The sequence below is a fragment of the Streptococcus sp. k-90 genome (assembly GCF_013277565.1).
Lineage (GTDB): Bacteria > Bacillota > Bacilli > Lactobacillales > Streptococcaceae > Streptococcus.
In genome coordinates this window covers 74,140-94,837 of record NZ_VMNE01000001.1, presented here as the reverse complement: position 1 = coordinate 94,837, position 20,698 = coordinate 74,140, and the positions used below count along the sequence as shown (strand labels likewise).

Genomic DNA, 20,698 nt, shown 5'->3' with positions numbered 1-20,698 from the left:
TGTATAATCTATTATATCAAAATTTTAGACAATATGTTTAAAAAAGGAGGAACTATGTTTAAAGAATGGAAAGCAATTTTTAAAAAACCAACCTTTATTATTGTCATGATAGGGATTTCTCTTATTCCCGCTCTGTACAATATCATATTTTTATCATCAATGTGGGATCCATATGGTCAATTGTCTGACTTACCTGTGGCAGTTGTCAATAATGATAAAGAGGCTTCCTATAATGATAATACTATGGCAATAGGAAAACACATGGTGTCCAATTTAAAAGAAAATAAAACCTTAGATTTTCATTTTGTAGATGAGGAGGAAGGAAAGAAGGGATTGGAAGATGGCGATTACTATATGGTAGTAACTTTACCAAGTGATTTATCTGAAAAAGCATCTTCTATTTTAACGGATCATCCAGAGCAAATGCAAATCGATTATCAGACTTCAAGTGGTCATAGCTTTATTGCAAGCAAGATGAGTGATTCTGCAATGACACAATTAAAGCAGAGTGTTTCTACCAATGTAACCGAGACCTATACCAAAGCTTTATTTAACAAAATGATCGATTTAAAGGATGGTATGAGTCAAGCAGCTTCTGGTAGTGAAAAATTAACTGATGGAGCGAATCAGTTAGTGGCAGGAAGTCAAACATTAACTACCAACCTACACTCTTTAGCAGATTCAAGTTTAACATTTTCAAATGGAACGGAACAGTTTACTAAAGGATTATCCTCTTATGTATCTGGTGTTGAACAACTTCATCTTGGCTTAGGGAATTTTAATAGTGGTTTAGTTACATATACTGGTGCAGTGAGTCAATTAGATAGCGGATTAGGTCAATTATCTTCTAAAAGTCCTGAATTAGTAGGAAGAATCAATCAACTATATACTGGTGTAGAATCCTATACTGGCGGTGTTTCTCAGCTTAATGCTGGTCTTAATCAATTTTCATCTGGTATTGGTGCTTATACAAACGGAGTGGGAAATCTTGCAATAGGTGCTAATCAGTTATCTAATCAATCAGCTACACTTCGAATGGGGGTGGGGCAATTAAGTGAAGGGATTCAACAACTTTCTAGCAAGTTAGATGCTTCGTCTGGGAAAAAAGATCAAATTAATCAATTATCTTCTGGTCTGAATCAGTTAAATCAATCCATTCAAAATATTGATGTTGAAGATACAAAACAATTAGATGCTGTTTTATCAAGTATAGTATCTCTTTCTAATCAAATGTTAGCAAGTGCTCGGTCTGAAAAAGCAACTACATTAGCCAATATTCAATCGACAGCAGCTTATCAATCATTGACAAGTGAGCAACAAGCTGAAATAAGTGCTTCTGTATCTCAAAATTCGACTGATAGTATTCAATCAGCTCAGTCAATTATAGCTTTAGTACAAGGTTTACAGGGAAGTTTGGAAAACTTACAAAATCAATCTTCAAATCTTTCGACATTAAAAAATCAAGCTAATCAAGTATTACCGCTTGCTTCTACTTCTTTGACAGGATTGTCAAGTGGATTAACAGAGATACAAGGAGCTGTTACTAGCAAATTAGTTCCTGCCAGTCAGTCGATTACATCGGGTGTAAATGCATATACTGCAGGTGTTGATAAAGTTTCTCAAGGCGCAAGTCAACTAAGTGAAAAGAATTCCACCTTGACAGGTAGTTTGGATCAACTAGTTTCAGGCTCAACTACCTTGACACAAAAATCTTCTAACTTGACAGCAGGAGTTAGTCAATTAGTTGAAAAAACTCCAGAATTAGTGTCTGGTATTGAAAAATTATCAACTGGCTCTAACCAATTGAATCAAAAGAGTCAAGAATTAATGGCAGGAGTTGATAAATTACAATCAGGATCTGATCAATTAGCAGACAAATCCAGTCAGTTAATTTCAGGTGCTTCTCAATTAGAAAGTGGAGCTAATAAATTGGCAGATGGAACTGGGAAACTAGCAGAAGGTGGAACAAAGTTAACTTCTGGATTGGAAGGTTTACAGACAGGAGTTGTTTCTTTAAGACAAGGATTAGGTAATGCTAGTGATCAACTCAAGTCAGCATCGACAGAATCTAAAAATGCAGAGATTTTGTCAAATCCTCTCAGTCTCTCCAAAACTGACAATGACCAAGTTCCTGTAAATGGAATTGCAATGGCTCCTTATATGATATCAGTTGCTCTCTTTGTTGCAGCAATATCAACGAATATGATCTTTGCGAAGCTGCCTTCAGGACGTCATCCAGAGAGTCGTTGGGCTTGGTTGAAATCTCGAGCAGAAATAAATGGTATTATAGCTGTTTTAGCAGGAATTTTGGTATATGGAGGAGTTCATCTTATTGGTCTAACGGCTAATCATGAAATGAGAACATTTATTCTCATTATCCTAACAAGTTTAGTATTCATGTCCATGGTGACCGCTTTAACAACATGGAATAGCCGTATAGGAGCTTTCTTTTCTCTTATTTTGCTTTTATTACAGTTAGCATCAAGTGCAGGTACTTACCCACTTGCTTTGACAAATGATTTCTTTAGATCCATTAATCCTTGGTTACCAATGAGTTATTCAGTTTCGGGATTACGACAAACAATCTCTATGACAGGAAATATTCATCATCAAGTCATTTTCCTTGCCGTTATATTAGTACTATTTATTTGTTTAGGTATGCTAGCCTATCAACCTAAGAAAATGAAAGAAGATTAAAAAAAATCGACCGCTTAACTGGTCGATTTTTTTATGTCTTAGATGATTTTCGTTTGTGATTATAGATTCCAAATAGTAAAAGAGAAGTAAAGGAACAGATTGCTCCAGTAATAAAACCATTGGGAATGAAGGAAAGTGTAATAGTTCCTTTTCCCTTAGGGATGTCAACTTTCATAAAGCCAGTTTGAGCTTGTTTAATTTCTATTTTCTTACCATCTTGGTAGGCAGACCAACCTTTGTCATAAGGAATGGTAAAGAAAATGGACGTATCTTGTTTGACATCATATGTAGTAAAAACCTTGTTTTTAGAAGTTGATACTGTTACAGGTTGCTCTTTGATTTTTTGAATAGCCTCAGTTAAAGTTTGGGTATCTAAACGGTAGAAGGTAGGAGATTCAAATGATACTTGTGAATTTCCAGGGAAACTAACATTAATATTGAAAGTTTTTTTCTCTTTTGTATAGCCTAGATTAAAGAAGGAGAAAACATTATCAGTTGTAAAAATTTTCTTCTCTCCGTTGACAAGAATGTCAATCTTCTTTTGTTTATCATTAGAAAAGTGAAGGTTTGTGAAAGAAAGATAAACTTGACTGTTTTCTGGTACTTCAATTTGATACTGGATTGCTGCATCCTCATTTGAAGAACTTGTGATACTAATCAAATCATTAGTATTTTCTATTTTTTCCGTTTTTTCATAGGGTATTGGAGAAAAATAATCAAAATTGACGTTAGCAAGTTGATTTAAAAACGAGGCCTGATTATCCAAGGTATGTTCATTGAACTTGACATCATTGTAAACAGATTGACTAGCAAATGCAATCGGAAGAGAGTATTGATTTTCATATAGGGTAAGATTATCTTTTTGATAGATATCTTTAAAACCATACTTAGTAATAGGACTGTCTGAGATATTGTACTGGATACCAAATAAACTATCAGCCAAAATACTATTATTGGCATAACGGAGATTTAGATTAGTCCCAGAGGATTTAAACCCAAGTTTATCCAAAGTAGAGCTTGCTGAACGATTTCGAACAGATGAAAATTGAGAGATTCCATTGTAGTTGAATTTCATACTGTCATTTCCTGTTTGAGTTTGTAGTTTTTCAGTACGAGTAAATTGATTTCCAATATATGTTGAGAAAGATTCCATAGCTGGGATATCTCGATTATATGAACTTCGAGAAGCAAAACCCCATTCTTTAGCAATTCCGTCCATTTGAGATGAAGCATTTAAACTCATTTCAACCATTATAAATAAAGAGATTAGAATGGCAAATAGATTTACAGAGATAAACTTTTTGATAACTGCAAGGAGTAAAAGCGAATAGACAACCAAAAATTCAAGAGTAAGCAGAATATTCAAATCTGTTAAAAAAGAATAATGCGATTTTAGATAGATGGTAGCTAAAAATCCTGTTACTATAAAAAAAAGCGAAACTAAAAAATTCCAGATTTTAATTTCTTTCAGACGATTTAAGACTTCCGCTGCTGTGTAAATTAACAAGGTAGAGAAAATCCAAGCATAGCGATGTAAAAACATGTTTGGAGTATGCATGCCTTGCCAAAATAAATCAAGAACTTCAATATAAAAGCTGGCAATTAGAAATGCAAAGAAAATTGCATAGATAAGTTTCACGTGAAACTTAATAGATTTCAGCGTAAAAAATAAAATGGTCAAAATAAAGGGAAGTAGTCCAACAAAAATCATTGGGATAGCCCCATACTTTGTTGTGTCAAAGGAGCCAATGAATTGCTTAGCAAAGAGATCAAGGTACCAGCTATTTTCAGTTTGAAACTTTGTAACTTCAGTCAATTTTTCTCCATGTGTCTGTAAATCAAACAGAGTGGGAAGAGTCATAATCAAGCTAGCAATACCAGCTAAAAAGGAGGTGATTATGAAATCAAGAAAAGATGATTTTCGAGTCTTAAAGTCCCATGAAATTTGACAGAGATACCAGAAAATAAGAAATAAAGCTGTCATATAGCCAAAATAATAATTTTGAATAAACAAAATTGACAAACTTGTAAAGTACAATAGGAATTTATTTTCAGTGATAAGCAGGTGTAAACCAGTGATAATGAAAGGAATCAAAATAAAAACATCTAGCCAAGTTTTTATCTCTAGTTGACTGACAGAGAAACTCATCAGAGCATAGGAAGCAGATAAAGCCAGTTTTAAAAATTTTGGGATATCTTTAAATAATCTATTTAAACTAAAGAAGGTTGACAGACCAATCAATCCAAATTTTAAGAGAGTGGTCAGATAAACAGCATCTGGCATATTCGACAGATTAAAAAAGTAAACCAGAGGTGAAAGAAAGCTACCCAAGTAATAACTAGATAGAGCATAGAAATTCAGTCCGAGGCCACTTGTAAAGGTGTAAAACAAACTGCCATTTCCATGTAAAATATTTCGTAAAGCTACATCAAAAATAACGTATTGATGGAAACCGTCTCCTAATAGAGGAGATGTATCGCTATTCCAGTAGATACCTTGAGATAGGTATACTCCTGTCATAATGACTACAGGAATGATAAAAGAAACAAAATAGGCCCAATATGTTTTAAAAAATGATTTCATGTTACCTCGTAGAATGATATAAAACTCAGCTGGTTAATCCAACTGAGTTTTGAAGTTTTATTTAGTCTTTCCAAAGTTCTTTAACTTTTGCTTGTACTTCTGCATTTTCTAGGAATTCATCATAGGTTTCATCGATACGGTCAATGACGCCATTTTTAGACAAGACAATGATATGGTTAGCTAGAGTTTGAATAAACTCATGGTCATGGCTGGCAAAGATGATTGATTCTTTAAAGTTTTTCAATCCATCATTCAAGCTTGAGATAGATTCCAAGTCCAAGTGATTGGTTGGATCATCAAGTACAAGGACATTTGATTTTAAGAGCATGAGTTTTGAAAGCATGACACGAACTTTTTCTCCCCCTGACAAGACATTTACAGGTTTGTTAACTTCATCTCCAGAGAAGAGCATACGGCCGAGGAAGCCACGTAGGAAAGTATTGTCATCTTCTTCTTTACTTGCGAATTGACGCAACCAGTCAAGGATTGACTCTCCTCCTGCAAAATCTGCCGAGTTATCTTTTGGCAAGTAAGAACGGCTAGTAGTTACTCCCCACTTGACAGTTCCTTCATAGTCAATGTCCCCCATGATTGCACGAATCAAGGCAGTTGTTTGGATGTCATTTTGTCCAATGAGCGCTGTCTTATCACCTGGACGCAAGATGAAGCTAATGTTATCAAGAATAGTTTCACCGTCAATCTTGACAGATAGATTTTCTACTGTCAAGAGATCATTACCAATTTCACGTTCAGCTTTAAAGTTGATAAATGGGTATTTACGGCTAGATGGAATGATTTCTTCTAAGACAATCTTATCAAGCATCTTTTTACGGGAAGTTGCTTGTTTAGATTTAGATGCGTTAGCAGAGAAGCGAGCAACGAATTCTTGGAGTTGCTTAATTTTTTCTTCCGCCTTAGCATTACGGTCTGCTAGCAATTTAGCAGCGAGTTCAGAAGATTCCTTCCAGAAGTCGTAGTTTCCGACATAGAGTTTGATTTTTCCAAAGTCAAGGTCGGCCATGTGAGTACATACTTTGTTTAAGAAGTGACGGTCGTGGGATACTACGATAACGGTGTTATCAAAGTCAATCAAGAAGTCTTCTAACCAAGTAATAGATTGGATGTCTAAACCGTTGGTAGGCTCGTCCAAGAGAAGAACATCTGGTTTACCAAAAAGTGCTTTGGCGAGGAGAACCTTTACTTTCTCACCGTTGGCCAATTCGCTCATATTTTGGTAGTGTAATTCTTCTGGAATGTTTAGGTTTTGAAGGAGTTGAGAGGCTTCACTCTCTGCCTCCCAACCTCCAAGTTCGGCAAACTCTCCTTCAAGTTCGGCAGCACGGACGCCATCCTCATCTGAGAAATCTTCCTTCATGTAGATAGCATCTTTCTCTTTCATGATGCTATAAAGTTTTTCATTTCCCATGATAACGACGTCAATTGCACGTTCGTCTTCATAGTCAAAGTGATTTTGACGAAGAACAGAGAGACGTTCATCTGGACCAAGAGAGATGTGACCAGTAGTAGGTTCGATATCTCCAGCTAAAATTTTTAAAAAGGTTGATTTTCCGGCACCATTAGCACCGATTAATCCATAAGTATTTCCTTCTGTAAATTTGATATTGACATCATCAAAAAGTTTACGATCACTAAAACGTAGTGAAACATCAGATACTGTAAGCAATGTTTTTCTCCTATATGTGTAATATATTTATTCTACTAGAAAATATAGAAATATTCAAATTTTTATGTGTCAATTTTGTGTAAATTAGATTTACAGTATACTTTACATAAAGTCGGAAATAGCAAGGTTGATTTATTTTGATAAATTGCGGTTATTTCATTAAAAAAATGCTATAATTGAAGGGACCATATCGAAGGAGAATAAAATGACTAAACCCATTATTTTAACAGGAGACCGTCCAACAGGAAAATTGCATATTGGACATTATGTTGGAAGTCTCAAAAATCGAGTATTATTACAGGAAGAGGATAAGTATGATATGTTTGTGTTCTTGGCTGACCAACAAGCTTTGACAGATCATGCTAAAGAACCTCAAACAATTGTAGAGTCTATCGGAAATGTTGCTTTGGATTATCTTGCAGTTGGATTGGATCCAAGTAAGTCAACTATCTTTATTCAAAGTCAGATTCCAGAGTTGGCTGAACTATCTATGTACTATATGAATCTAGTTTCATTAGCACGTTTGGAGCGCAATCCAACTGTCAAGACAGAGATTGCTCAAAAAGGATTTGGAGAAAGTATTCCGACAGGATTTTTGGTCTATCCAATCGCTCAAGCAGCTGACATTACAGCTTTCAAGGCTAACTATGTTCCTGTTGGGACAGATCAGAAACCAATGATTGAGCAAACTCGTGAAATTGTTCGTTCTTTTAACAATGCATATAACTGTGATGTCTTGGTAGAGCCGGAAGGTATTTATCCAGAAAATGAGAGAGCAGGTCGTTTACCTGGTTTAGATGGAAATGCTAAAATGTCTAAATCACTCAATAACGGTATTTATTTAGCTGATGATGCGGATACTTTGCGTAAAAAAGTAATGAGTATGTATACAGATCCAGATCATATCCGCGTTGAGGATCCAGGTAAAATTGAAGGAAATATGGTTTTCCATTATCTAGATGTTTTTGGTCGTCCAGAAGATGCTCAAGAAATTGCTGAAATGAAAGAACATTATCAACGAGGTGGTCTTGGTGATGTGAAGACCAAGCGTTATCTACTTGAAATATTAGAACGTGAACTGGGTCCTGTTCGTGAGCGCCGTATCGAATTTGCTAAGGATATGGGAGAAGTTTATAATATGCTTCAAAAAGGTAGTGAAAGAGCGCGTGAAGTTGCAGGTCAAACTCTATCTGAAGTTAAAGGAGCAATGGGACTTCATTACTTTAACTAAGTTTATTTTACAAGAAACTATCATTTCTATCTCAAAGAAAAGATAGTTTTTTTATTTACTCCTGTAACATTTGACAAATTTTTATAGAATGGTATGATAGATACAATATAAAAAGAGTCAAGCTCAAAAAGAAAGAAAAGAGGAAACTTCGAATGTCTAATTGGGACACTAAATTTTTGAAAAAAGGTTTTACCTTTGATGATGTATTGCTTATTCCAGCTGAAAGTCATGTGTTGCCTAACGATGCAGATTTAACAACTAAATTGGCAGATAATTTGACTTTAAATATCCCAATTATTACCGCTGCTATGGACACAGTAACAGAGAGTCAAATGGCTATTGCTATTGCTCGTGCAGGTGGTCTCGGAGTTATCCATAAAAACATGTCAATTGCTCAACAAGCAGATGAGGTTCGCAAGGTAAAACGTTCTGAAAATGGGGTTATTATTGATCCGTTCTTCTTGACGCCTGAACATACAATTGCTGAAGCAGATGAGCTTATGGGTCGTTACCGCATCAGTGGTGTTCCAGTTGTTGAAACACTGGAAAATCGTAAATTGGTTGGTATTTTGACAAACCGAGATCTTCGTTTTATTTCAGATTATAACCAACCAATCTCAAACCATATGACTAGTGAAAATCTTGTGACTGCTCCTGTGGGTACAGATCTTGCAATAGCTGAGAGCATTCTTCAAGAACACCGTATTGAAAAACTTCCGTTGGTAGATGAAGAAGGTCGTCTTTCTGGTTTGATTACTATTAAAGATATTGAAAAAGTTATTGAGTTTCCAAATGCGGCGAAAGATGAATTTGGTCGTCTTCTAGTTGCAGGTGCAGTAGGTGTTACTTCAGATACATTTGAACGTGCAGAGGCTCTTTTTGAAGCAGGAGCAGATGCGATTGTTATTGATACTGCGCATGGTCATTCTGCTGGGGTTCTACGTAAAATTGCTGAGATTCGTGCTCATTTCCCAGATCGTACATTGATTGCTGGAAATATTGCTACTGCTGAAGGTGCACGTGCCCTTTATGAAGCAGGTGTAGACGTTGTCAAGGTTGGTATTGGACCAGGTTCAATCTGTACAACTCGTGTGATTGCTGGTGTTGGTGTTCCGCAAGTAACAGCTATCTACGATGCTGCAGCTGTTGCGCGTGAATATGGTAAAACGATCATTGCTGACGGTGGAATCAAGTATTCTGGAGATATTGTAAAAGCCCTTGCTGCAGGTGGAAATGCAGTTATGCTTGGATCAATGTTTGCTGGAACTGATGAAGCTCCAGGCGAAACTGAAATCTTCCAAGGACGTAAGTTTAAGACTTACCGTGGTATGGGATCAATTGCTGCTATGAAGAAAGGTTCAAGCGATCGTTACTTCCAAGGTTCTGTCAATGAAGCAAACAAACTTGTTCCAGAAGGAATTGAAGGTCGTGTTGCTTATAAAGGAGCGGCAGCTGATATTGTTTTCCAAATGATTGGTGGTATTCGCTCTGGTATGGGTTACTGTGGTGCAGCTAACCTTAAAGAGTTGCATGATAATGCTCAGTTTATTGAAATGTCTGGTGCTGGTTTGAAAGAAAGCCATCCTCATGATGTACAAATTACTAATGAAGCACCAAATTATTCTATGTAAAAAAACAATGAAAAGAACTCCAGTAAAAACAGGAGTTCTTTTACAATATTGTCAACTTTCATTTACAGCAACTTTACCATCCTGAATAGTAAATATACTTAGATTTTCTGGCAGATTTTGAAGATGATCTAAGCTTGTTGTTGTGATAAAGGTTTGAATTGAATGTGAAATCGTTTCTAATAATTTTAGTTGTCTAGTGTTGTCAAGTTCGCTCATAACATCGTCAAGCAGTAATATTGGAGACTCTGTAGTAATACTTTCCATTAATTCGATTTCTGCTAATTTTATCGAGAGGACGAGACTACGATGTTGACCTTGACTTCCAAAACTAGCATCCATCCCATTTATATAAAAAGAAATATCATCTCGATGAGGCCCAATACCAGTATTCTTTTTAAATAAATCTCTAGACCTGCTTTTTTCTAAAGCAATTTTGAAAGATTCTGATAAGTCTTCTTTGTCAGTTATCTTGACAGAAGATTGATAGGATATTGACAGCTCTTCAATCTGATTAGAAAGTTCAAAATGTTTCTTACGCCCAAATGCTTCTAGTTTTTTTATGAAATCTAAGCGGTGATTCATTACACGACATCCATAATCGACTAGCTGATCATCTAAGACTGAAAGGAAGGTTTCATCTATTGTTTGAGCTGATTTTAAATAGGTATTTCTTTGCTTAAGGATATGGTTATAATTGGTTAAGTCAGATAAATAGATTGGCTTAATTTGTCCAAGCTCCATATCAATAAATTTTCGTCGAATCGAAGGTGCTCCTTTAATTAGTTGTAAATCTTCCGGAGCAAATAAGACAACATTCATGTGTCCTACGTAATCTGAAAGTCGTGCCTGCTTTAAGTGATTCACTTTTGTCACACGTCCTTTTTGTGTTAGTTCGATTTCGAGAGGAATAGATCCAGTTTTTTTCTGAACAAGACCTGAAAGATGGAGTTGTTCCTCATCAAAATGAATGAGATTTTTATCTGTTCGAGTTCGATGACTACGTGTTAAGGCTAAAAAATAGATAGCCTCTAACATATTTGTTTTACCTTGTGCATTGCGTCCTAAAAAGACATTTAATTTAGGATTAAAGTCTATTTTCGTCTCTTTATAGTTACGAAAAGTTTTGAGAGATAGATGTTGTAGCCACATGATTATCTACCAGGGAATCGCGGAGCTTGTTTGCTTTTGGGTGAAGAAGTAGGTTTTGATTTATCTTTTTTTACTCCCTTATTCATCTCCTTAACAAGCTTAGCGATTCGTTCTTTTTCAACTTTATCAGCTTGGTATTCCTCTTGCTCCTCAGAAGTAGGTTGTGTCAACAAGATGTCAATATTCATGTCAGGGATGTCAACTTTATCGCCAATACGAAGTTTTTTACCACGACGACTCTCTAATTCCCCATTAAAGTAAACAGAATGTTCAGAGAGAAATGATTTGATAGCTCCTCCGCTATGTGTAATTCCAAGTTCTTTGAGTAGTGCTTGGAGGGTAATAAATTCTTCAAATAGTTTGTATTCCATAATTCACCTCAATCTTTGGTATTATACCATATTTTCCTAAAAATAGTGAGAGAAACAGGGAGAAATGTAAGCGATTTTTATTTCAAAAGTGTTACAGAGAACAAGAAAATTTCAGCTTTTCGTGATATAATAGAAGTCTGTATATAAGGAGGTAAATCATGGAGTTAGTGCATGGAATTTCAACACATTTTATCCAATCAAAAAAGTTTAAAACGAACAAAATCACCGTGCGTTTTACCGCTCCATTATCTCTTGATACGATTGCAGGTCGCATGTTGAGTGCGAGTATGCTAGAGACTGCTAATCAGATGTACCCCACTTCTCAAGATTTGAGAAAACATTTGGCCAGTCTATACGGTACAGATATGTCAACCAATTGTTTCAGAAGAGGGCAAAGTCACATTGTAGAATTGACATTTGCCTATGTTCGTGATGAGTTTTTAAGTAGGAAAAATGTGCTAACTTCTCAGGTTTTAGAACTTGTAAAAGAAACTCTTTTTTCACCCGTAGTAGTTGATAATGGGTTTGATTCGGCCTTATTTGAAATTGAGAAAAAACAATTGCTAGCAAGTTTAGTAGCTGATATGGATGATTCGTTTTATTTTGCACATAAAGAATTGGATAAATTATTTTTTTATGATGAACGTCTCCAATTGGAATATAATGATTTACGAAATCGTATTTTAGCTGAAACTCCACAAAGTTCTTATTCTTGTTTCCAAGAATTTTTGGCCAATGATCGAATAGATTTCTTTTTCCTAGGTGATTTTAATGAGGTTGAAATTCAAAATGTATTAGAATCATTTGGCTTTAAAGGTCGAAAAGGAGATGTGAAGGTTCAGTATTGTCAACCTTATTCCAATATCCTTCAGGAAGGTATGGTTCGGAAAAATGTGGGACAATCCATTTTGGAATTAGGTTATCATTGCCCTTCTGAATATGGTGATGAGCAACATTTACCCATGATTGTAATGAATGGTTTACTTGGTGGATTTGCTCACTCTAAACTATTTACAAATGTCCGTGAAAATGCTGGATTGGCTTATACTATTTCAAGTCAGCTCGATTTGTTTAGTGGATTCTTGAGGATGTATGCTGGTATCAATCGAGAAAATCGGAACCAGGCTCGTAAAATGATGAATAATCAACTGATCGATTTAAAAAAAGGATATTTTACAGAGCTTGAGCTAGAGCAGACCAAGGAAATGATTCGTCGGTCTTTGTTACTTTCTCAAGATAATCAATCTTCATTGATTGAACGTGCTTATCAAAATTCTTTACTTGGGAAATCTTCAGCAGACTTTAAAACTTGGATTGAAAAGCTCGAGCAAGTTGACAAAGATGATATTTGTAGAGCAGCTAATAATGTGAAATTACAGGCGATTTACTTTATGGAAGGAATAGAATGACAAAGGTTGTTTTTGAAGAAAAATACTATCCAGCTGTAAAAGAAATGGTTTATCGAACTCGTTTATCAAATGGATTGACAGTTGCTCTTTTGCCTAAAAAAGAATTTAAAGAGGTTTACGGGAGTGTAACTATACAGTTTGGTTCGGTAGATACGCTTGTCACAGAAGTTGACGGAGATGTAAAAAGCTATCCTGCAGGAATTGCTCATTTTCTTGAACATAAATTGTTTGAGAGAAAAGATTCTAGCGATTTGCTGTCGGCTTTTACGAGTCTAGGTGCAGATAGTAATGCCTTTACAAGCTTTACAAAAACAAACTATCTTTTTTCAGCAACGGATCATTTTTTAGAAAATTTAGAGTTACTTGATGAATTGGTAACATCAGCACACTTTACTGAAGATTCCGTTTTAAGAGAGCAGAATATTATCCAGCAAGAACGAGAAATGTATCAAGATGATCCAGATTCGTGTTTATTCTTTTCAACTTTAGCGAATTTGTATCCTAGCACACCTTTAGCAACTGATATTGTTGGAAGTGAGGAGTCCATTTCCCAAATCAATCTAACTAATTTGCAAGAAAATTTTACAAGGTTTTACAAACCTGTAAACATGTCTCTGTTTTTAGTTGGTAATTTTGATGTGGAGCGAGTTCAGGACTACTTTGAAAGAAAAGAACTAAAAGTTTTAGATGTTCAGGAAGTAGTAAGAGAAAAATTTGTTTTACAAGATGTACAGCAAACAGACAGTATGAGAATGGATGTATCTTCTCCCAAACTAGCGATTGGGATTAGAGGTAATCGAGAAGTTGCTGATGCGGAATGTTATCGACATAATATTTTATTAAAATTATTGTTTGCAATGATGTTTGGTTGGACTTCGGATCGTTTTCAAAAATTATATGAATCAGGTAAAATTGACGCATCCTTATCTCTTGAAATTGAAGTAACAAGTCGCTTTCATTTTGTCATGTTGACAATGGATACAAAAGAGCCAGTTGCTTTATCTCATCAATTTAGGAAGGCCATTCGTAATTTTACAAAGGATTTAGATATTACAGAGGATCATTTAGATATTATCAAAAGAGAGATGTTTGGAGAAATTTTCAGTAGCATGAACTCTCTTGAATTTATTGCAACGCAATATGATGTTTTTGAACATGGTGAGACAATTTTTGATTTACCAAAGATTTTACAGGAAATTACTTTAGAGGATGTCCTTGAAGCAGGGCATCACTTAATAGATGAAGGGGATATAGTTGATTTTACAATATTCCCATCGTAGTAACCTATCATAATAGACACTAGAAAGAAGGGATGACAAGTATGAGGAAAAAAACAATTGGTGAGGTTTTACGATTAGCTAGAATCAATCAGGGATTGAGTTTAGATGAATTGCAGAAAAAGACAGAAATCCAGTTAGATATGTTGGAAGCAATGGAAGCAGACGATTTCGATCAACTTCCAAGTCCTTTTTACACGCGTTCTTTCTTGAAAAAATATGCCTGGGCTGTTGAATTAGATGACCAAATTGTTTTGGATGCTTATGATTCTGGGAGTATGATTACTTATGAGGAAGTAGACGTTGATGAAGATGAGTTGACAGGTCGTAGACGTTCAAATAAGAAAAAGAAGAAAAAAACATCATTTTTACCTTTATTTTATTTTATCCTTTTTGCTTTATCGATTTTAATTTTTGTGACCTATTATGTTTGGAACTATATTCAAACTCAACCAGAGGGGTCTGCTCTTTCTAATTACAGTGTGGTTCAATCAACAAGTTCAATAAGTTCAACTAGCTCTGTTCCTCAATCCTCAAGTAGTAGTTCATCTAGCAGTTCTTCTAGTGTAGAATCAGCTATAAGTGTATCAGGTGAAGGAAATCATGTAGAAATAGCTTATAAAACAAGTAAGGAAACTGCAAAATTGCAATTATCGGTTTCAGATGCTAGAAGTTGGGTTAGTATTTCAGAAAGTGAACTTGAGGGTGGAGTGACCTTATCACCGGATAATAAAAGTGTGGAAACAACCGTTTCAACTAAAAATTCTGTAACCATTACTTTAGGTGTTGTAAAAAGTGTTGCTTTGACAGTAGATAATCAGACTGTGAATTTATCTAAATTAACAGCTTATACTGGGACAATTACAATAACCTTTACTAAGAATTAAGGAAAAACAAATGAAAAAAGAACAAATTCCAAATCTCTTAACAATAGGTCGAATTTTCTTTATTCCCATCTTTATCTTTATTTTAACGGTAGGAAATTCGATAGAGAGTCATATGGTAGCGGCTATTATCTTTGCTATTGCCAGTATTACAGATTATTTAGATGGATATTTAGCTCGTAAATGGAATGTGGTCAGTAATTTCGGTAAATTTGCGGATCCTATGGCGGATAAACTACTAGTTATGTCGGCTTTTATTATGCTGATTGAGTTAGGTATGGCTCCAGCTTGGATTGTTGCAGTGATTATCTGTCGTGAGTTAGCTGTGACAGGTTTAAGGCTTTTATTGGTTGAAACTGGTGGAACGGTTTTAGCAGCAGCAATGCCTGGAAAAATTAAAACTTTCAGTCAGATGTTTGCCATTATTTTCTTGCTATTACATTGGACTTTGCTTGGCCAAGTTCTACTTTATGTAGCCTTATTTTTCACTATCTACTCTGGCTATGATTATTTCAAGGGTAGTGCCTATGTATTTAAAGGGACATTTGGTTCGAAATGAAATCAATAATTGATGTAAAAAATCTTTCTTTTCGTTATAAGGAAAGTCAAGAATACTATGATGTGAAGGGTATTACGTTTCACGTGAAACGTGGAGAATGGCTTTCGATTGTAGGGCATAATGGTAGTGGTAAATCAACGACGGTTCGATTAATTGACGGCTTACTGGAAGCGGAATCTGGAGAGATTGTAATTGATGACCAACGTTTGACTGAGGAAAATGTTTGGAATATACGTCGTCAAATCGGTATGGTTTTTCAAAATCCAGACAATCAATTTGTTGGAGCGACTGTTGAAGATGATGTTGCCTTTGGTTTGGAAAATCAGGGACTTTCTCGTCAAGAAATGAAAAAAAGAGTGGAAGAAGCTCTGGATTTGGTAGGCATGTTGGACTTTAAAAAGAGAGAGCCAGCGCGTCTATCAGGCGGCCAAAAGCAACGTGTGGCCATTGCAGGTGTTGTAGCCCTAAGACCAGCGATTCTAATCTTAGATGAGGCGACGAGTATGTTGGATCCCGAGGGGCGTAGAGAACTGATTGAGACAGTAAAAGGAATTCGAAAAGACTACGATATGACAGTCATTTCCATTACACATGATTTGGAAGAAGTTGCCATGAGTGACCGCGTATTGGTCATGAAAAAAGGGTCGATTGAATCAACCAACAGTCCAAGAGAACTTTTCTCTCGAAATGATTTAGATCAAATTGGATTAGACGATCCTTTTGCTAATCAATTAAGACATTCCTTGATCCAGAATGGCTATGATTTACCTGAAAATTATTTGACAGAAAGTGAGCTAGAGAATAAACTATGGGAATTGCTCTAGAAAATGTGAGTTTTACATATCAAGAAGGGACTCCCTTAGCTTCAACAGCTTTGTCAGATGTTTCTTTGACGATTGAAGATGGTTCTTATACGGCTTTAATTGGCCACACAGGTAGTGGCAAATCAACTATTTTACAACTTTTAAATGGTTTATTGGTGCCAAGTCAAGGGAGTGTGCGGGTTTTTGATACCTTAATCACCTCGACTTCTAAAAATAAAGATATTCGTCAAATTAGAAAACAGGTTGGCTTGGTATTTCAGTTTGCCGAAAATCAGATTTTTGAAGAAACGGTTTTGAAAGACGTTGCTTTTGGACCGCAAAATTTTGGAGTTTCTGAAGAAGATGCAGAGAAGATTGCGCGTGAGAAACTGGCTCTGGTTGGAATTAATGAATCACTTTTTAATCGTAGCCCATTTGAGCTATCAGGTGGACAAATGAGACGTGTTGCCATTGCAGGCATACTTGCCATGGAGCCAGCTATATTAGTCTTAGATGAACCCACAGCAGGCTTGGATCCTCTGGGGAGAAAAGAGTTGATGAATTTGTTCAAAAAACTCCACCAGTCAGGGATGACCATCGTTTTGGTAACGCATTTGATGGATGATGTGGCTGAATATGCGAATCAAGTCTATGTGATGGAAAAGGGACGTTTGGTTAAAGGGGGTAAACCGAGTGATGTCTTTCAAGATGTTGTCTTTATGGAAGAAGTGCAGTTGGGAGTACCTAAAATTACAGCCTTTTGTAAACGATTGGCTGATAGAGGCGTGTCATTTAAACGATTACCGATTAAGATAGAGGAGTTCAAGGAGTCGCTAAATGGATAGTATGATTTTGGGGCGTTATATCCCAGGGGATTCGATTGTTCACAGATTGGATCCACGTAGCAAATTACTGGCTATGATGCTACTGATTTTGATTGTGTTTTGGGCTAATAATCCCTTGACGAATCTAATTCTTTTTGTAGCGACAGGGATATTTATTGCCTTGTCAGGAGTATCTCTTTCATTTTTTATTCAGGGCTTGAAGTCTATGTTTTTCTTGATTGCCTTCACAACTATTTTTCAATTGTTCTTCATTTCTAATGGGAATATTTTATTTGAGTTTTCGTTTGTGAGAATCACGGATTATGCTTTGCAACAAGCTGGAATTATTTTTTGTCGCTTTGTATTGATTATTTTCTTTTCAACTTTGTTAACCCTAACGACTATGCCATTAAGTTTAGCATCAGCTGTCGAAGCTTTGTTAGCACCTTTAAAGCGTGTGAAAGTTCCAGTTCATGAAATTGGCTTAATGCTGTCCATGAGTTTGCGTTTTGTTCCGACATTAATGGATGATACGACGCGGATTATGAATGCACAGAAAGCGCGTGGAGTGGATTTTGGTGAAGGAAGCATTGTTCAAAAGGTGAAGGCTATGATTCCCATTTTGATTCCTCTTTTTGCAACAAGTTTAAAACGTGCGGATTCCTTGGCTATCGCTATGGAAGCGCGTGGTTATCAGGGTGGAAAAGGCAGAAGTCAATACCGACAATTGGAATGGACTCGAAAGGATACGCTGACTATTCTTGTTATTCTCGTACTTGGTTGTTGCTTATTTTTCTTAAAATCTTAGTAGCTTTCAGGAATTGATAAAAAATTACTGTAACAGTTTTTGATATAAAGGTAGGGATATGAACCGTTTTAAAAAATCAAAATATGTCATTATTATTTTTGTCACCGTTCTGCTTGTGTCAGCTCTCTTAGCGACGACTTATTCAAGTACAATTGTGACAAAATTAGGAGATGGAATCTCATTGGTTGATAGAGTTGTACAAAAACCTTTTCAGTGGTTTGATTCTGTCAAATCAGATTTGGCTCATTTGACACGAACATATAATGAAAATGAAAGTTTGAAGAAACAGATTTACCAATTAGAAGTGAAATCAAATGAGGCGGAAAGTTTAAAGACAGAAAATGAGCAATTGCGCCAATTACTTGATATGAAGTCCAAGTTGCAAGCCACAAAGACTTTAGCAGCAGATGTTATTATGCGTTCTCCAGTATCTTGGAAGCAGGAATTGACCCTGGATGCAGGCAAATCAAAAGGGGTTTCTGAAAATATGTTAGCCATTGCAAATGGTGGTTTGATTGGGAGTGTTTCAAAAGTGGAGGACAACTCTACTATGGTTAACCTTCTGACAAATACGGAAAATGCTGATAAGATTTCTGTTAAAATTCAACATGGTTCTACTACAATTTATGGGATTATTGTTGGCTATGACAAGGAAAATGAAGTTCTTAAAATTAGCCAATTAAATAGTAATAGCGATATTAGTGCAGGTGATAAGGTGACAACGGGTGGATTAGGAAACTTTAATGTTGCTGATATTCCTGTTGGTGAAGTGGTTGCTACAACGCATAGTACGGACTATTTGACACGAGAAGTAACTGTTAAATTGAGTGCAGATACTCATAATGTGTATGTGATAGAATTAGTGGGGAATTCATAATGAGACAGTTGAAGCGAGTTGGAGTGTTTTTATTGCTTCCTTTCTTTGTTCTAATTGATGCCCATATTAGCCAGCTTTTTGGCTCATTCTTTCCCCATGTACATTTGGCTAGTCATTTTCTTTTTCTATTTCTCTTATTTGAGACAATCGAAGTATCAGAGTATCTCTATCTAGTCTATTGTTTTATGGTGGGCTTGGTTTATGATATTTACTTTTTCCATATAATAGGGATTGCAACTCTCTTATTTATCTTATTGGGAGCCTTTCTTCATAAATTGAATAGTGTTATTTTGTTGAATCGTTGGACAAGAATCTTGGCTATGATTGTTATGAGTTTTCTATTTGATATGGGAGCTTATCTCCTTGCATTAGTTGTAGGTTTAACTGTAGATAGTTTGTCGATTTTTATCGTTTATAGCCTAGTACCATCAATGATTTTAAATCTTGTGTGGATGTTTATTTTTCAGTTTGTTTTTGAAAAATATTATCTATAAGAAAGAAACAAAAATGTAACAAAGGTGTAATATTCATTAGGCCTTTTTTTGGTATACTAGTATTGTCTTTAAAAGAAGGAGTATCTACGTAATATGAAGAAAAAAATCTTAGCGTCACTTTTATTAAGTACAGTAATGGTTTCTCAAGTAGCTGTTTTAACAACTGCGCATGCAGAAACGACTGATGACAAAATTGCTGCTCAAGATAATAAAATTAGTAACTTAACAGCACAACAACAAGAAGCTCAAAAACAAGTTGATCAAATTCAGGAGCAAGTATCAGCTATTCAAGCTGAGCAATCTAACTTGCAAGCTGAAAATGACAGATTACAAGCAGAATCTAAGAAACTTGAGGGTGAGATTACAGAACTTTCTAAAAACATTGTATCTCGTAATGATTCTTTGGAAAAACAAGCTCGTAGTGCTCAAACAAACGGAGCTGCAACTAGCTACATCAATACAATTGTGAACTCAAAATCAATTACAGAAGCCATTTCACGTGTTGCAGCAATGAATGAAATCGTATCTGCTAACAACAAAATGTTGGAACAACAAAAAGCAGATAAAAAAGCAATTTCTGAGAAGCAAGTGGCAAACAATGATGCAATTAATACAGTAATTGCAAATCAACAGAAATTGTCTGATGATGCACAAACTTTAACAACAAAACAAGCTGAGTTGAAAGCTGCAGAATTAAATCTTGCTGCTGAAAAAGCGACAGCAGAAGATGAAAAAGCAAGTTTGCTAGAGAAAAAAGCAGAAGCAGAAGCGGCAGCAAAGGCAGCAGCAGAGGCAGAAGCAGCTTATAAGGCAAAACAAGCAAGCCAACAACAAACAGTTGTTGCTTCTGGAAATACGACATTTGCAGCACAGGTTCAAGCTGTAGCTTCTTCGGAATCAACAACATATACTCCTGTAGCAGTTAAACAGCGCCCAACATATAGTACAAACGCTTCAAGTTATCCAATTGGGGAATGTACATGGGGAGTTAAAACATTAGCACCTTGGGCTGGAGACTATTGGGGTAATGGAGCACAGTGGGCTACAAGTGCAGCTGCTGCAGGATTCCGTACAGGTTCAACACCTCAAGTTGGTGCGATTGCATGTTGGAACGATGGTGGATATGGACACGTAGCGGTAGTCACTGCTGTAGAATCAACAACACGTATCCAAGTGTCAGAATCAAATTATGCTGGTAATCGCACGCTTGGAAATCACCGTGGATGGTTTAATCCAACAACTACATCATCAGGTTTTGTAACATATATTTATGCAGATTAATTAGAAAAGGAGACTTAATAGAGTCTCTTTTTTAGTGTCGATAGTCTCTATAAAAAAATCTTAAAAAACTTGAAAATATTGAAAAAGTATGGTAAAATGAAAATTGTCGTGTGAACGATAATACTCATTCTTGAT

17 protein-coding genes are annotated in these 20,698 nt (G+C 35.8%); 13 read left to right on the top strand and 4 right to left on the bottom strand.

The features are described from left to right. Positions 1–54 precede the first annotated feature (54 nt). The gene (locus HT734_RS00450; RefSeq protein WP_173278082.1) at positions 55–2,697 is read left to right on the top strand and encodes a YhgE/Pip domain-containing protein; all 2,643 of its coding nucleotides are present in this window, start codon (positions 55–57) and stop codon (positions 2,695–2,697) included. Positions 2,698–2,728: 31 nt separating this feature from the next. On the opposite strand, the gene HT734_RS00445 is transcribed toward HT734_RS00450, so the two are convergent. Both HT734_RS00445 and HT734_RS00440 read right to left on the bottom strand, forming a co-directional pair. Further along, positions 2,729–5,281: a YfhO family protein gene (locus tag HT734_RS00445; RefSeq protein ID WP_173278080.1), complete on the bottom strand. Its 2,553-nt coding sequence runs from the start codon at positions 5,279–5,281 to the stop codon at positions 2,729–2,731. Between the two features lie 61 nt (positions 5,282–5,342). After that, positions 5,343–6,965, bottom strand: coding sequence for an ATP-binding cassette domain-containing protein (locus HT734_RS00440; RefSeq protein ID WP_173262594.1), 1,623 nt, complete (start codon positions 6,963–6,965; stop codon positions 5,343–5,345). Positions 6,966–7,170: 205 nt separating this feature from the next. Between HT734_RS00440 and trpS the strand changes: the two genes are divergently transcribed. Further along, on the top strand, positions 7,171–8,196 hold the full coding sequence (gene trpS / locus HT734_RS00435) for a tryptophan--tRNA ligase (RefSeq protein ID WP_173278078.1): 1,026 nt from the start codon (positions 7,171–7,173) through the stop codon (positions 8,194–8,196). Positions 8,197–8,348: 152 nt separating this feature from the next. After that, the gene (guaB, locus tag HT734_RS00430) at positions 8,349–9,827 is read left to right on the top strand and encodes an IMP dehydrogenase (RefSeq protein WP_000073402.1); all 1,479 of its coding nucleotides are present in this window, start codon (positions 8,349–8,351) and stop codon (positions 9,825–9,827) included. A gap of 51 nt (positions 9,828–9,878) precedes the next feature. Here the strand turns inward: guaB and recF are convergent, their stop codons facing one another. Together recF and yaaA are read right to left on the bottom strand one after the other, a co-directional pair. After that, a complete protein-coding gene (gene recF / locus HT734_RS00425) occupies positions 9,879–10,976 on the bottom strand; it encodes a DNA replication/repair protein RecF (protein ID WP_173278076.1) in 1,098 nt (365 codons plus the stop codon). Positions 10,977–10,978: 2 nt separating this feature from the next. Beyond that, a complete protein-coding gene (yaaA, locus tag HT734_RS00420; protein ID WP_049487626.1) occupies positions 10,979–11,347 on the bottom strand; it encodes a S4 domain-containing protein YaaA in 369 nt (122 codons plus the stop codon). 158 nt (positions 11,348–11,505) lie between these two features. Here yaaA and HT734_RS00415 point away from each other — a divergent pair, with 158 nt between their 5' ends. From HT734_RS00415 to HT734_RS00370, 10 genes are all read left to right on the top strand, one after another. Beyond that, positions 11,506–12,756, top strand: coding sequence for a pitrilysin family protein (locus tag HT734_RS00415; protein ID WP_173278074.1), 1,251 nt, complete (start codon positions 11,506–11,508; stop codon positions 12,754–12,756). Then, positions 12,753–14,036: a pitrilysin family protein gene (locus HT734_RS00410; RefSeq protein ID WP_173278072.1), complete on the top strand. Its 1,284-nt coding sequence runs from the start codon at positions 12,753–12,755 to the stop codon at positions 14,034–14,036. Before HT734_RS00415 ends, HT734_RS00410 begins: the two co-directional genes overlap by 4 nt. A 41-nt stretch (positions 14,037–14,077) precedes the next feature. Further along, positions 14,078–14,920: a cytoskeleton protein RodZ gene (gene rodZ / locus HT734_RS00405; protein ID WP_173278070.1), complete on the top strand. Its 843-nt coding sequence runs from the start codon at positions 14,078–14,080 to the stop codon at positions 14,918–14,920. A 10-nt stretch (positions 14,921–14,930) separates the two neighbouring features. Next, the gene (pgsA, locus tag HT734_RS00400; protein WP_033680917.1) at positions 14,931–15,476 is read left to right on the top strand and encodes a CDP-diacylglycerol--glycerol-3-phosphate 3-phosphatidyltransferase; all 546 of its coding nucleotides are present in this window, start codon (positions 14,931–14,933) and stop codon (positions 15,474–15,476) included. Then, positions 15,473–16,300: an energy-coupling factor ABC transporter ATP-binding protein gene (locus tag HT734_RS00395; protein WP_033680916.1), complete on the top strand. Its 828-nt coding sequence runs from the start codon at positions 15,473–15,475 to the stop codon at positions 16,298–16,300. The genes pgsA and HT734_RS00395 overlap by 4 nt, the downstream gene beginning before the upstream one ends. Beyond that, positions 16,285–17,124 (top strand): energy-coupling factor transporter ATPase, encoded by an 840-nt coding sequence (locus HT734_RS00390; protein ID WP_033680915.1) that lies wholly within the window; start codon positions 16,285–16,287, stop codon positions 17,122–17,124. Before HT734_RS00395 ends, HT734_RS00390 begins: the two co-directional genes overlap by 16 nt. Continuing rightward, positions 17,117–17,911 carry an energy-coupling factor transporter transmembrane protein EcfT gene (locus HT734_RS00385; protein WP_061759640.1) on the top strand — a complete coding sequence of 265 codons (795 nt, stop codon included), beginning with the start codon at positions 17,117–17,119 and terminating at the stop codon, positions 17,909–17,911. Before HT734_RS00390 ends, HT734_RS00385 begins: the two co-directional genes overlap by 8 nt. Positions 17,912–17,969: 58 nt before the next feature. Further along, on the top strand, positions 17,970–18,788 hold the full coding sequence (gene mreC / locus HT734_RS00380; RefSeq protein WP_061759639.1) for a rod shape-determining protein MreC: 819 nt from the start codon (positions 17,970–17,972) through the stop codon (positions 18,786–18,788). After that, complete coding sequence (mreD, locus tag HT734_RS00375) at positions 18,788–19,282, top strand: rod shape-determining protein MreD (protein ID WP_061759638.1); 495 nt, start codon at positions 18,788–18,790, stop codon at positions 19,280–19,282. The genes mreC and mreD overlap by 1 nt, the downstream gene beginning before the upstream one ends. Before the next feature lie 93 nt (positions 19,283–19,375). Continuing rightward, on the top strand, positions 19,376–20,563 hold the full coding sequence (locus HT734_RS00370) for a CHAP domain-containing protein (protein ID WP_033680910.1): 1,188 nt from the start codon (positions 19,376–19,378) through the stop codon (positions 20,561–20,563). Positions 20,564–20,698 lie beyond the last annotated feature (135 nt).